Genomic DNA, 14,121 nt, shown 5'->3' on the forward strand with positions numbered 1-14,121 from the left:
ACAATGGAAATCACGAATGAGGAGTGACCAACTTGGCAATCAAATTAATTGCAACGGACTTAAATGGGACCTTATTACATGGGGACCAAAGTTATAACCGGTCGTTACTACAACAAGTTTTGACGACCTTACATGACCAGGGCATCCAACTGGTCTTATCATCTGGTAATCAATATGAACATTTAAAACAACTATTTGCTGGGCTACCAATGGATAATTTAGTCATGGTCGCAGAAAATGGCGCTTCGATTTTTAAGCAGGATCAACAGTTATTCGACGGTAGTTTATCAACCGAGCAACTGCACCAATTTGTAACTGTTGACCGCAAACAGGATCTTTTTAAACACGCCTATTTGATTTTAGTCGGTGCGCATGGTTCTTACACGGAAACGGGGGCACCGCAAGCGCTATTAGATGCGGCGGCTAAGTTCTATGATAACTTACAACAAGTTGATGATCTGGCAACGGTTGACGATGCGATTAAGAAAATCAGTGTTTCAACGACGCCTGATGAAGCCGCTGACTTGGTCCAAGCGTTGAATACTTACTTTGATGGCCGCCTGCAAGCACATGATAGCGGTTATGGGGTGATCGACCTAGTGAATGCTGGTGTCGGTAAGCTGCCAGCGGTTCAATGGTTGATGCAACAGTGGCATGTCGTTGCCGATGAGGTAATGGCATTTGGGGATGGGGATAATGATGTCCCTTTGTTGAGGTTTGCTAAGCAAAGCTATGCGATGATCAATGCTTCAGCGGCCGTTCAAGCGGTGGCCGCGCATGTGACCCAATTAGATAATGAACATGATGGCGTATTGACGACGATTCAGGCGACTTTGGCTGAGTAAGTGTCGGCAATCGTCTTAAACTAAAGCGCGTCGTAATGTGAAGGGACTCCCTCACGTTACGACGCGCTTTAGTTTAAGTAAGTCTAAGTTAAAAATCATTTGAGTAAAAGAACTGATGAACACCGTAAGAATTGAGTGAAACAAGGCGTTCTTTGAATTCCGCATGGGTGAAATCCAGTTGATTCGTGAAGTACAGCCGAAAAAACGTCAACATGTTGTGGATCAAAAAGTTGGCACATAAAAACGCGTCAGCCTGTGATAAATGGTAGGTAGTTTGAATGTTTTGCGTCAAGCCCCGGGCAACTTCGCTTTGGACGCGACGCGATAAAAAGCTATAGTCATCACTAGTGAGGACGACGCGATAAAATTCCCGGTTTTGATGATAGAAGTAGTCGAGTTGATCAAAAATCAGCCCTGAATTGGCAAAACTAGTTTTTAAGTCTTGTTGGTTAATGATTTTTAAAATCTCTTGGGAACTCTCATGACTAAAACTAGCAGCTAAGTCGTCGATCGAATCGTAATGCAAATAAAAGGTTTTACGATTGATATTGGCGACGGCAGTGAGTTGTTTAACAGTAATGTCATGATATTGATGGGTCACGGCTAGGTCCCGAAAGGCCTGGCGTAAAGCACGTTTGGTCCGTAAAACACGGCGATCAGTTGCCATTTGTAAAGAAACCTCCAATTAGTTAGACCCCATCTGTGGTGTAAATGGGGCTTATTCCACAATCTTCGAGCGTGTGTTGTGGTATTTATTAGCGTAGCTCGGTATGCTATTGCCACACGTGAGGATTATCTCAGCAATACTATAGCACACATCGGGCATAACGGGGGTTGAAAAATGATTAAGGCCGAATGGCAATATTTACTGAAACACAAGTTACTCTTGATCGTCGTCATCGTGATTGGGTTTATCCCATCGATTTACGCGGTTACTTTTTTGAAATCAATGTGGGACCCATACGGCAAGTTGCAAGATTTACCAGTGGCGGTCGTTAATCAAGATCAAGCAGTCACGTATCAAGGGACGCACTTAAAAGTGGGTCATCAACTAACAAAGACTTTAGCAAAGTCTAAGTCAATGGACTTTGAAACGGTCAGTACAGCCGCCAAAGCCAAACAAGGGTTAAAGCAAGGCAAGTACTATATGGTCGTGACGATTCCAAAACAATTTTCACATAATGCCACGACGATGCTCAATAAGCAGCCACAAAAGATGGTGTTACATTATGAAACGAGTGCTGGTCATAACTTTACGGCCAGCAAGATGACAGCGTCAGCCGCACAAAGCATTGCGCAGCAGGTTTCAGATCAGATCACGAGAACCTATGCAAAAACCATGTTTGCTAGCATTAAAAAGTTAGGGACTGGGATTGCCACGGCCGGGAAGAATAATCAAAAATTAGCGACGGGTAGTCAAAAAACCAAGGTTGCCAATCAAACGATTACTAAAGGCTTAAACACGTTGGCGAAGAGTACCTTGACTTTAAATAGTGGAGCTAAAAGTTTAACTACTGGGTTGAATCAATATATCACCGGTGTTAGTCAGGCCGCTAGTGGGAGTCAACAAGTCACGACTGGCTTGGATCAATTGTTAAGCAGTGCTAGTCAGCTATCAAGTGGGGTAAACCAGTTAGCAACGGGTAGTCGGCAATTGAATCAAGGTGTGCAGACGTACACGAGTGGCGTCAGCCAAGCCAATACTGCGGCTAGCAAGCTTCAAAGTGGTGCTCAAACAGTCAGCTCAGGCACCCAAAAGTACGTTGCTGGGGTTAGCACCGTGAACCAAGGCGCCAGCAAATTAAGCAGTAATTTAAGTACCCTGAATGCCAAAACGAGCAGTTTAACAACTGGTACGAAGACATTAGCAACTGGGAGTCAACAACTGGCGACGGCTTTGCCACAACTAGCAAGCGGCAGCCAACAAGTTACGACGGGGTTAGGTGAATTAAAAACGGCCGTGACTAGCGCTCAAAGTCAGCAAAGTACGATCAGCACCTTGATGACGAACTTAGCGCAGAGTTTAGGTAGCAGTAGTCAAAGCAGTGAATTGACGACGCTTAAGACAGCGTTAACTAGTTTGCAAACGGCTTTGGCTAGTGAATCCAGTCAAACGGATCAAACGGCGGCCATCAAAGCCAAAGTGGCCGCGGCGGCTGATCAGCAAAAGTTAACCAGTACGCAAAAAGCTGCCATGGTCGCGGCAGTGGGCGATACGACTAGTACGAGTTCAACCAATAGTGCTGCTGCAAGTGCCATTAAACAAGCTCAAAGTGCGATCAGTGCGCTTGAAAGCAGTAGCAGCAATAGTGATGCGGCTAGTCAGTTAAAAGCGCTACAATCAGCGTTGAGCAAGTCTGCCAGCAGTCAAACAGCATTGTTAACGAGCTTGACGAGCCTCAGTCAAGGGTCGCAGAGTTTGACGAGTAAGCTACAGCAAACGGCTAGTGGGATGCAAACCTTGGATCAAGGGGTCCAAAGTTTAGCCCAACAAACCCCGCAATTAGCGAGTGGGGTCCAGCAATTGTCAGCTGGCGCCAACAGCTTATCAAGTGGGACGCAACAGCTAGTTAGTTCTGGGAGTACTTTAACGACTGGGACGAGTCAATTAGCGAGTGGTAGTCAGCAGTTAGCCAGCGGGACGCAGACGCTAGCCAGCAAAGGCGGTTCCTTAACTAGTGGCGCACAAACGTTGAGCAGTGGGCTAAGCACTTTGAATCAAAAGGTCCCAAGCCTGACAAGTGGTGTCACCAAGTTAACGGCTGGTTCTAAAAAAGTCACGAGTGGCTTAGAGACGTTAGCCACTAAAGGCAGCCAATTAACGAGTGGCAGCCAACAGTTGGCCAGTGGTGCCAGTCAATTGGCGACCGGGTCAACCAAACTCGCAACTGGCTCTAAGCAATTAGGGACGGGATTAGCTCAAGTCACGAGTGGTAATCAATTATTAGCGACGAAGTTAACGAAAGCTGGTCAGCAGGCCAAAGTTAATCCAACGAAGCTAACGTATGATCAAGTGGCTAAGCCAGCCACGACGCAACATACTGAACGTGACGATGCCCCTAACAACGGGACTGGGATGGCACCTTATATGATGTCAGTTTCTTTGTTTGTTGGCGCATTGGCATTTAATATGATGTTTGATATGTATACCCCACGGAAATACCCGAAGAATGGGTTCCGCTGGTGGACGTCTAAAGCATCGATTCTAGGGGCCTTTGCCGTCTTAGAAACCATCTTGATTGAAACTTTCTTAATCACGATTGATGGCTTAGCACCGGTTCATCCATGGGCAACGTTTGGGATGCTACTATGCATTGCACTCGCCTTTATGAGTATCGTTTACTGGTTAAATCTGGTCTTTGGCAAAGTCGGTGCCTTCTTCAGTATGATTTTATTGGTCTTACAACTTGGCGGTTCGGCGGGGACTTATCCGATTCAGTTGTCGAATAACTTCTTCCAGTCGATTCATCCCTGGTTACCGATGAGTTACGCCGTCAGTGGCTTGCGTGAAACGTTAATGATTGGCGACACTGCTTGGGGCCAAATGGGCGTCTTGTTAGGGGTTGCCGTAGCCTTTTCTATCTTTAGTATGTTATTCTACGGTCGCCGCCATGGTCGGATTCATGAAATTGATTTTGAATCTTAGCCTTGGTAGCGGTACAGCCTGATTAAACGAAAAAACCGTTTGAGATCGATTGATCCCAAACGGTTTTTTAGACGTCATAAATATTAGAAAATTGATAGGCAGTTTGATAGGTGACCGGAATATTCGGTTCAATGATGATGCTACCAAATTCTTTATGATGAATCGCATCTGGTAACGTTTGTGCTTGTAAAGATACCCCGAGCTGTGATCGCATCGGTTTGCCACCATTAAGGCGATAACGGTCATCCCGATAATTTGTCGCACTTGAAACAACGACCGCTCGCGTATTAGTGTGCATGGTCAGCTTACGACCACTGAGACGATCAAGTAACTCGACTTGTGGGTAAGGCGTATTGTTAAGCACAAAGCCGTGGCGCAATCCGCCTTTGATAGGCGCGATTTGGGGACCGATTTCAGCTGGTTCCCGAAAGTCAAATGGCGTATCGGTGACCCAAGGTAATTTACCAGTTGGGAGGCCATGTTTCGTTAAGCTTGAATATTCATCAGCATTGATTTTTAAAATTTGTTGGTCAATCGTCCGTTCAGCATCGCCACTTAAATTAAAGTAGGCGTGGTTGGTTGGGTTGAAGAGTGTCGTTTTATCACTTTTACCTGTGTAACTAATCGTGAACTTGCCAGTGTCATCTAAGATGAAGTTAGCGGTGATCGTCATGGTCCCGGGATAGCCATTTTCGCCATCCAACGTAATGTATTGCATCACGAGCCCGACTTGGTCTTTGGTTTGGAGCTTATGTTCTAAAAACCAAGGTTCAAAAGCAATTTGTGGCAAGTTGCCACCGTTTAGATGATTTTCACCAGCATTTTGTGTGAGTTCATATTGACGCCACTTGGCATTTTTAATAACACCAGCGACGCGCGCGATGGTCGCGCCGAAAAATGATTGATAAGTGATATAATCTTCGAGATTGTCAAACCCCAAAATGACATTTTCAAAGCGACCATCCTTATCATGTGTTCGAATTGCTGTCACTGTGGCGCCCCAGTCCATGATAGTGACACTCATATGATGATTATTTACTAGCGTATACGAGTTGATACCGTTCGCCTGATGTTCAATAATTTTCATAATAATCCACCTACTCCCAAAATATGCCGAGACAATTAACCGTTCACTACCAGTATATTTCATCTAACGCCAGAATGCGAACGATTACATGGCGATATTGTGTCTTTTTTAACATAGTATTGATAATTGATTTGTCACACAAATGTAACAAAAATGCAAACTTATGGCGTCAGGGGTAGCGGCACACGGATGCTAGGTTACAAACGCTGATTCTACGGGGTTTAAAAGCTTGCGAGCGCTCGCAATATCCGGCATAATACGGATTGAAAACATAATCGGTATAGGGGTTGGCATTTACATGGCTACACGCGTCTCATTTAAACACATTGGCAAGCAATTGCTTTTGGGACTATTAGTGATTGTTACGGTGGTCGGTTGGCTAGGTACACCGCGAGTCGCTGCATCAACGCAAACCAAGTTTATCAATAAGCTCGGTCCGAATGCGTTGACGGTGTCACAAAAATATAAATTATATGGTTCAGTTATGGTTGCGCAAGCCATTGTCGAAAGTGGCTGGGGTAAGAGTACCTTATCTAAGACTGCCAAAAATTACTACGGGATTAAAGGTAGTTATCATGGTAAGTCAGTCACGATGCGGACGGCTGAATATTCGTCAAGTGGGACGTTATATTATACGAATGCAAAATTTCGTAAGTATCCCTCAATTAAAGCCTCAATGACGGATAATGCGAAGACCTTGCGAAATGGGACCGCTTGGAACCATAATTATTATTCCGGCACTTGGCGGGCTAACGCTAAAACTTATAAGCAAGCGACGGCGGCGTTGTCGTTACGATACTCGACCAATTCCGCCTATGGCACGCAGTTAAATCGGATTATTAGTTCTTGGAACTTACAACGTTATGACAAGACCTTTGCGGTGGCAACGTATGACGCCTACAATGCGTATACCATCATGAAATCGTCTAATCATCGCATCTATTCACACATCGTCAATACCCGGGCAAACATCACGTCACGCTCTAGCAAGACTTACGCCAACCAGATTGTCGCCATTGACATGAAGGGGACGAAGAAGAGTGGTACCAAGGATTGGTACCGGGTTAAAGCGGGGACAAAGAAGGGTTGGATTGCAAAATCCGCTGTCATGCATACGAGCAAGTTAAAGGCTAATGTTGTGGCAGCACATAACAAGCTCTATAAGCCTGCCGTTAAGACACAAGCTAAAACGACTGATAGTAGTAGCAGTAGTACAACGAGCACAACCGCCACAAGCAGTACGGCTAAAGCCAAAGCATTAAGTAGTAGCAATAGTGAAAGCACGACTGAAAGTAGTACAACTGACAGTCACGCATCAAGCAGTTCAAGTACGACGCAAGCAAGCGCGGCTAGTGAAAGTGATGCGACAAGTACCACTAAAGCTGACAGTTCAACTGAATAGTGTTAAATTAAACGGTGCGCTGATTGGCGCACCGTTTAATTTAACTTTAAGCTTCGTTTCTCAGCTTGACGCTCAGGAAGTTCTCTAGTAACATGAAGCAGTTAGTTTAGTAACGAAGAAAGAAATAGCGGGTTTGTTCGCTTATAATTTAGGAAGTATTAAAATGACAACTGATTACAAAATTAAAGTTCAAAATGTGACCAAGGAATTTGATTTGTTTAAGACGCGTTCTGACCAATTAAAAGCCTTCTTCTCACTTTCCAAGCAACAGATCCCCGAATTCTGGGCCTTAAAAGGGATTTCACTTGAAGTCCATGCCGGTGAAACCCTCGGCTTAATTGGGGTCAATGGTTCCGGTAAATCAACTTTATCGAACATCATTTCGGGTGTCATTCCACAAACGACTGGGGTTGTTGATGTCCGTGGGGACACCTCGATCGTTGCCATCAAGTCTGGATTGCGCAGTCAATTGACTGGGTTAGAAAATATTCGATTGAAAGCCTTGATGATGGGGATGACCAACAAAGAAATCGACGGCATGTTAGATGATATTGTCGCGTTTGCTGATATTGGTGATTTCTTGTATCAACCGGTTAAAAGCTACTCTTCTGGGATGAAGTCACGGTTAGGGTTTGCGATTGCGGTCCATATTAATCCAGATATTTTAATTATTGATGAAGCATTATCTGTTGGTGATGATACGTTCTATCAAAAATGTGTGGAAAAAATCAAAGAATTCAAAGATGAAGGTAAGACGATTATCTTTGTCAGTCACTCATTAAAACAAATCGAAATGATTTGTGACCGGGTGGCTTGGATTCAATACGGTGACTTAAAACAAATTGGTGAAACTGAACCGGTCGTTGCGGAATACCGGAAGTTCATCAAGTGGTTTAAAGCTTTATCGAAAAAAGATAAACGTAAATATCAAAAGGACTCTAAAGAAAAGCAGAAACACTTTGATATCGATGCTTATCAAAAGCAAGTCACTGAAGAACGGCAACAAGCCGAACCCGATAATACGCATGTGGCGAAAGATGTGCAACACGACTTTTACAGTAGTGTGATTTCAGAAACCATGCCACTACGGACGAAGTTATTCTCGTGGGCGTTATTGATCGTATTGGTCTTCTTGATGCTAGTCAATGTATCTGGGCATTCATTAACGAGTGTGGTTTCAAATCCATCCTCGATTTTGCATCCAACGACAACTTTGACCGGTCCTGGTGTGACTAAGTCAGTTAAATAAAGTGAGACTCGTTTGCCAATTGGCAGGCGAGTTTTTTTATGGCCAGAATCATTAAAGCATATCATGAAATTAATTACGGTTTTCGAGAAAATTAGCTGATTTTCAAAATAAGCAATAGTCATGATTAGTTTAACTAATTTAATAATATAAATGATGAAGGCCGCTGTTAATACGATTGGTAACGCTTTTTCTATGAGCGTAACTTGATTTGAAGGCGTGTATTATCAAAATATCTATCAATTTTTGGTAATTTTTCTATTTATTTTCACTAACTATTGACAACGCTTTCAAAAACGCTTATTCTAAGCATGTAAGGTATTTAGTTACCTTCTAATCAATTCTCTTTCTCTCTTATGCCGACCACTATCTCTGGATAGTGGTTTTTTGTTATGACCAAAAGTTAAGTAATCAAAAACCGCTTGGCAAGTTGTCAGGCGGTTCGTTAAACTTAGAATTCAAAATCTAGCGCCAATGATTGTGGGGCGACAGGTTGGCTATATAAGTAGCCCTGATGGATGTTAACTTGATATTTCGCCGCTAACGCTTGATCTTGGGAGTCTTCAATCCCTTCAAGAATCATGGTCAATTGATGGGCTTGCGCTTGTTGGACCCAAAAAGCCAATTGAGTGGGAATTTGATCAGCGTCGCCACTCATCCGCAGGTTTTGCATCGCAAATTTAATCTTATCTGCATAAGGTAAAAAGGCCTTAATATTGGCGTATGTATTTGAACCTGTGCCGACGTCATCTAAGTCGAGCTTCATATCATGAGCATGCAAGACTTCACTGTAATGTTGCATTTGTGCGAGGGTGGGGGCCTCAGTGAACTCGATGGCAAGCTTGACGTGTTGAATTCGGCTTTTTAGGTTTAAAAGTGTTGCAAGTGTATCTGGATGATCGAATTGGGCGCGATTCAAATTAAACGCTAAAAATTGGTGTGCCAGTTTTGGCCCCAAATCGTAAGCTGTCTGCTCAATTAAACGCGCTTGCTCGGCAACGGTCAATTCTAAAAAGTTGGTCGGTACTCGCCAACCGTTGGGGCCTTTTTTGCGTAATAGGGTTTCGTAGCCGTAGACGCGGTGGTCATGGATATTCACTTGTGGTTGTACAAAGAATTTAAAGATAATACGCTCCTCCTAACGTCTGGCTGACCCATTTGCGGGTGAGTCGTTTATTGAACTTATTGTATGATAAAGTAATCTTGTGTGCAATTGATTTATGATAAAATCAATTGGAAATATTAAAATTATTATATTCTTGAGACCTAACTTAACAATCCAGCTGACTTTTGACAAGCGTGGGCTAGCCCGCTATACTAAAATTCGAAGTGAGGGATTAAGTTGAAAAATCATGAAACTTTAGATTTGATTCAAGAAATCACCCGTAATGACGGGACGACTTACATGGAAATTGGCAACATGGTCATGAATGGCCGTGCTGAATTAGCCGCTGAACGAGGCTTTATTAAGCAAGTTCGAATCTTGCAGCTTAATATTCCACATTCCACGCATGTGGCAAATTATCAACAATACATTAATGAAAATTTCGAAATCCCAGATGAGTCGATGGATCACTGGGATGAATGGACGAAAACCGACGAGATGCAAAATGAAGTCGATTTGATTTTAAAGGAAAACCATATCGGGTAACCTGAGTGGCATCAGCGGTCGGCTGGTGTTTTTTTATTCGCTTAAGTTAATGAGATGAACAGGAGGCAAGCAAGCGTGAATCGTGAGTTATGGCAATTTATGCAAGCTCGATTTCAGACAAAGTTTCGCTTTCGCAACGAGTTTGAATCAACGTTGACCTTAAAGATTTTATTGCGTTTAGTGACTGAACATACAGAAAGTTTATTATTAACGCGTCACGATGTGGAAACGATGTTGGGTCAATCGCTAGACGCCCCAAATATTCGGCGCGCTTATTTTCCCAAACAAACGATGACTATGCTAGAAACCGCACTTGATGAATTGAGCACGTTAAGTATTATTGTGCAAGCTCAGGTTGGTCGGGTACGTTATCCGGTCTTTCACAGTGTCCAAATCGATCAAGTTTGTGACCGGATCGTGTTTAATTTAAATATTGATGTGTTGCCACAGTTAAATCAGTGGTCAACTGAACTAATTTCAGAATCGAGGTAACTAATAGATGTCCAATTCAGTGATTGAAACGTTAAATGCGCATCGGACACACCGTAACTTCACCGATCAGCCAGTGAGCGATGCGACGTTGGCAACGATTATTACCACGGCGCAACAGGCCCCAACCAGTCAGTACTTACAAGCTTATAGCTTGGTGGAGATTACTGATCAAAAGGTACGCCAACAATTAGCAACCATTACGACGAAGCCCACAGTGGCAACGCAGGGGCGTTTAATGGTCGTTTTAGCCGACCAAAACCGGAATGCTTATCTGAGTGCAACACCAACGGCCAAACGCGCTTTGACCGAATTAGACCGGTTTATGGCGAGTGTGGAAGATGCGACCTTGTTTACTGAAGCGATGGTCATGGTGACTGAAAGTTTAGGGCTCGGCAGCGTTGTTTTGGGTTCGATCAATAATGATACCCAAGCGGTAATCGAATTATTAGACTTACCGCCATTAACGCTACCAGTGTTTGGTTTTCAACTGGGCTATCCAGCGACCCAACCAGAACGGAAACCACGCCTGGGGTTAGATGCCATCTTATTTAAAGACCATTATGCCCAACCGGTGAGCTATCAGGCGGCTTTAACTGCTTTTGACCAACAGCTGCATGCATATTATCAACAGCGAAGTAGTCATGCACGTGATGAACAACTCAGCCAACTGACCCGTGAGGCTTTGGGCTCAGCAGCCAAGCGCCGTGACTTTTTAAAAGTCGCCCGGCAACAAGGCTTTTTACCTGAAATTGACGCTTAACAGATTAATGTACTACTGAAGCTAGCCAGATTAAGCAAACAAATAGTGCCGCACAACGATGAAAGTTGTGCGGCACTATTTTAATGGCATCACTCACCCGCGTACGGGGTATGTTTGAAGAGTTGGGCGGCTTTAACGGCAGTTTGCCAACCAGCGTAGAGATTGTTACGTTCAGCGGCTGACATTTGCGGCGTAAAGCGATCGCCAGCTTGGTGAGACGCTTTGAGTTCATCTAAGTCTGACCAATAACCAACTGCTAAGCCGGCTAAAAAGGCGGCACCAAGGGCGGTTGTTTCAAGATCAGCGGCCCGCTGAATCGTCACATCAGAGATGTCCGCTTGAAATTGCATCAACATGTTATTACGAGCGGCACCACCATCGACCTTCAACGTCGGAATCGTGATATCAGCGTCTTTTTGCATTGTATCAATGACGTCACGCGATTGGTAGGCCAATGACTGTAGGGTGGCTTTAACGAAGTCTTCACGGGTCGAGCCACGCGTCAGACCAAAGACCGCACCACGGGCATTAGAGTCCCAATAAGGCGCACCTAGACCGGTAAAGGCCGGCACCACATAGACTTCATTGTGATTATGTGAAGCACGCGCCATTTCTTCAGATTCTGGGGCAGTTTCGACGAGGCGCATGCCATCTCGAAGCCACTGGATCGCGGAGCCGGCAACGAAGATCGACCCTTCCAGTGCGTAGGTGACTTTGCCGTTGAGCCCATAAGCAATCGTTGTTAACAGATTGTTATCAGATAGCTGAGGTTTTTCGCCAATATTCATGACGATAAAGGCCCCAGTACCATAGGTATTTTTGACCATCCCAGGTTCAAAGGCCATCTGACCAAAGAGCGCGGCTTGCTGGTCGCCGGCCATCCCACTAATTGGCACTTCACTACCATAGAAGTTGTAGTCTTTAGTTGTCCCATAAACTTCCGAGTTGGAGCGCACTTCTGGCAACATGAGGCGTGGGATATTTAATAATTCCAGAATTTGGTCGTCCCATTTTAAATCATGGATATTAAAGAGCATTGTCCGACTAGCATTAGAGTAGTCGGTAACATGCACGTGACCACCAGTTAATTTCCAGACGATCCAAGTATCGATGGTCCCAAATAAGAGGTCCCCTTTTTCGGCGCGTGCTTGGGCCCCGTCAACATGGTCTAAGATCCAGCGAATTTTGGTGGCTGAAAAGTAGGCGTCAGTAATCAGACCGGTATGTTCATGAATGAGGTCACCAGCCCCATCAGCGATTAACTGATCGGCTAGTGGGGCGGTTTGACGAGATTGCCAAACAATTGCGTTATAAATGGGCAAGCCGGTATGCTTATCCCAAACAATGGTGGTTTCACGTTGATTGGTGATCCCAATCCCTTTGATTTGGTCTGGGCGAATGCCGGAGTCAATAAAGACGTTGGCAATCGTCGATAAGACGGCATTCCAGATTTCATTAGCGTTGTGTTCGACCCATCCTGGTTGGGGGAAGTATTGCGGAAATTCACGTTGTGAATCGGCGACTTGTTTACCAGCGTGGTCAAAAATAATCGCCCGAGTACTGGTCGTGCCTTCGTCGATCGCCATGATGTATTCTGCAGGCATAGTAGTCCCTTCTATTCATTAATTATTTTTAGGATTTGAAAGCGTTTTAAATGCAATCTATTTACGCTTAAGATTAGCATGATTTGTTAGATTTGTGAATAAATATAAGAAATTTAATAAGTAGGCTGTCAGCCGGAACTAATCAACGATTGACCGCAATTGAATTCAAATGAAGCATAGACCAATCAACGGTTTTAGAAAGGGTTACCATTGTCAATTAGACGCACTTCGCCGTCATTTAGCTACTTTGACGATGACAGCTGATGCTGTGCAAACAGTTGAAAAATAGACCAATTCGAATATAATAAGGGCTTAACTAATGCAACGGTAATGACCTTGGAGGTGGCAGTCATGCAAAAATATCGATTCTTTCTAAAAGGTTCGGCTGCAGAACAGCGGTGGTTAAGTCGTCAAGCACAACATGGCTGGCAATTAACGGCGATTGATGGCTATCGCTATCAATTTACCGCAATGACCCAGCCACAAGTTTTGCGGGCAGAATATGTACCGGCTACGACTGTTCGGGCCATGACAGACTTGTTTGCCGGGTTAGTCACGTATCAGTTCAAACAACCGGCAGTCGCCGTGGTGTATGCACCAGTCAACGCAACTGCTCGGGTGGTGACGGCCGATGCATCGCAGCGGTTAGCGGTCTATCGTCATGCCCGTGATGTGGCGATTAACTGGCTAAATGGCTGGGTCGTTGGTTTATGGCTACTGATGTGTGCGGCGGTGATTGGCAGTGCCCAAGGTCAGAGCAGTGTTATTTGGACGACCTTATTAGTCGGTGGACTTAGTATAGCGGCTGTGCTGATGTTAATTGGCATGTTGGTGGGTGGTCATGCCGCTTTGACGTGTCATCGTCAAGTGCGCGCGTTGATTCAACAAACTGGTGATACTAAGAATACGTGGCAGCCGACCTTTCATATCTTTTTCCAACATCAAGCCCAAGTGCCAGATACCGAAAAACTAGCACCGTTAGGCAAATGGTTATTGACGATGCATAATCAACAAGGGGATTACTGGTTTGACGTTCGGACTTCGTTGAACCAACACGAATTACAAACTGAATTAAAAAAAGTGATGCAACATCAAGATTTTAAAGTCGTTTCGTGGCTAGGGTTGTATCCTTTTTGAGAAAAATGTGGTTTTGGTTGAAAAATAGTTAAAAAACACTTGCAAAATACTGAGAGTGTGATATAACTAATATATCGTCATTGCTCGGTAGTTCAGCGGTAGAATAATTGACTGTTAATCAAGAGGTCGCTGGTTCGATCCCAGCCCGAGCAGTTAGTCAACATGGGTATGATTTAGAGGCTGTGACATAACTAGCCTCTGTACAAGTAAATGGGACGAGAAACCGAATTTTGGTTTCTCGTCCCATTTGT

The 14,121-nt window shown here is 44.3% G+C and carries 12 protein-coding genes and 1 tRNA gene; 9 read left to right on the forward strand and 4 right to left on the reverse strand.

The genetic code is table 11. The features are described from left to right. Window positions 1-32 precede the first annotated feature (32 nt). On the forward strand, window positions 33-845 hold the full coding sequence (locus FFM75_RS12860; RefSeq protein ID WP_137629571.1) for a Cof-type HAD-IIB family hydrolase: 813 nt from the start codon (window positions 33-35) through the stop codon (window positions 843-845). An 88-nt stretch (window positions 846-933) separates the two neighbouring features. On the opposite strand, the gene FFM75_RS12865 is transcribed toward FFM75_RS12860, so the two are convergent. Continuing rightward, entirely contained in the window at window positions 934-1,512 is a 579-nt protein-coding gene (locus FFM75_RS12865; protein WP_137629572.1) for a TetR/AcrR family transcriptional regulator, read from the reverse strand. Between the two features lie 174 nt (window positions 1,513-1,686). Here FFM75_RS12865 and FFM75_RS12870 point away from each other — a divergent pair, with 174 nt between their 5' ends. Continuing rightward, entirely contained in the window at window positions 1,687-4,491 is a 2,805-nt protein-coding gene (locus FFM75_RS12870) for a YhgE/Pip domain-containing protein (protein ID WP_223876683.1), read from the forward strand. A 67-nt stretch (window positions 4,492-4,558) separates the two neighbouring features. Here FFM75_RS12870 and FFM75_RS12875 read toward each other — a convergent pair whose 3' ends face one another. Continuing rightward, entirely contained in the window at window positions 4,559-5,578 is a 1,020-nt protein-coding gene (locus FFM75_RS12875; protein WP_137629573.1) for an aldose epimerase family protein, read from the reverse strand. A 298-nt stretch (window positions 5,579-5,876) separates the two neighbouring features. Here FFM75_RS12875 and FFM75_RS12880 point away from each other — a divergent pair, with 298 nt between their 5' ends. Both FFM75_RS12880 and FFM75_RS12885 read left to right on the forward strand, forming a co-directional pair. Further along, window positions 5,877-6,980, forward strand: coding sequence for a glucosaminidase domain-containing protein (locus FFM75_RS12880; RefSeq protein ID WP_137629574.1), 1,104 nt, complete (start codon window positions 5,877-5,879; stop codon window positions 6,978-6,980). Window positions 6,981-7,143: 163 nt separating this feature from the next. After that, window positions 7,144-8,229: an ABC transporter ATP-binding protein gene (locus FFM75_RS12885; protein WP_137629575.1), complete on the forward strand. Its 1,086-nt coding sequence runs from the start codon at window positions 7,144-7,146 to the stop codon at window positions 8,227-8,229. Between the two features lie 448 nt (window positions 8,230-8,677). Here the strand turns inward: FFM75_RS12885 and FFM75_RS12890 are convergent, their stop codons facing one another. Beyond that, window positions 8,678-9,355, reverse strand: coding sequence for an EAL domain-containing protein (locus FFM75_RS12890; protein ID WP_307722399.1), 678 nt, complete (start codon window positions 9,353-9,355; stop codon window positions 8,678-8,680). A 213-nt stretch (window positions 9,356-9,568) separates the two neighbouring features. On the opposite strand from FFM75_RS12890, the gene FFM75_RS12895 reads away from it, so the two are divergent. From FFM75_RS12895 to FFM75_RS12905, 3 genes are all read left to right on the forward strand, one after another. Beyond that, a complete protein-coding gene (locus FFM75_RS12895; RefSeq protein ID WP_137629577.1) occupies window positions 9,569-9,877 on the forward strand; it encodes a hypothetical protein in 309 nt (102 codons plus the stop codon). 75 nt (window positions 9,878-9,952) lie between these two features. Beyond that, on the forward strand, window positions 9,953-10,369 hold the full coding sequence (locus FFM75_RS12900) for a hypothetical protein (RefSeq protein ID WP_223876684.1): 417 nt from the start codon (window positions 9,953-9,955) through the stop codon (window positions 10,367-10,369). 7 nt (window positions 10,370-10,376) lie between these two features. Continuing rightward, window positions 10,377-11,129 carry a nitroreductase family protein gene (locus tag FFM75_RS12905; RefSeq protein ID WP_137629579.1) on the forward strand — a complete coding sequence of 251 codons (753 nt, stop codon included), beginning with the start codon at window positions 10,377-10,379 and terminating at the stop codon, window positions 11,127-11,129. A gap of 89 nt (window positions 11,130-11,218) precedes the next feature. Here FFM75_RS12905 and glpK read toward each other — a convergent pair whose 3' ends face one another. Next, the gene (gene glpK / locus FFM75_RS12910) at window positions 11,219-12,733 is read right to left on the reverse strand and encodes a glycerol kinase GlpK (RefSeq protein ID WP_137629580.1); all 1,515 of its coding nucleotides are present in this window, start codon (window positions 12,731-12,733) and stop codon (window positions 11,219-11,221) included. A 351-nt stretch (window positions 12,734-13,084) separates the two neighbouring features. Here glpK and FFM75_RS12915 point away from each other — a divergent pair, with 351 nt between their 5' ends. Beyond that, window positions 13,085-13,870 carry a hypothetical protein gene (locus FFM75_RS12915; protein WP_137629581.1) on the forward strand — a complete coding sequence of 262 codons (786 nt, stop codon included), beginning with the start codon at window positions 13,085-13,087 and terminating at the stop codon, window positions 13,868-13,870. Window positions 13,871-13,951: 81 nt separating this feature from the next. Then, window positions 13,952-14,023: transfer RNA gene (locus FFM75_RS12920), tRNA-Asn, on the forward strand. Window positions 14,024-14,121: the final 98 nt, after the last annotated feature.

The organism is Lactiplantibacillus daowaiensis, assembly GCF_005405085.1.
GTDB classification, from domain to species: domain Bacteria; phylum Bacillota; class Bacilli; order Lactobacillales; family Lactobacillaceae; genus Lactiplantibacillus; species Lactiplantibacillus daowaiensis.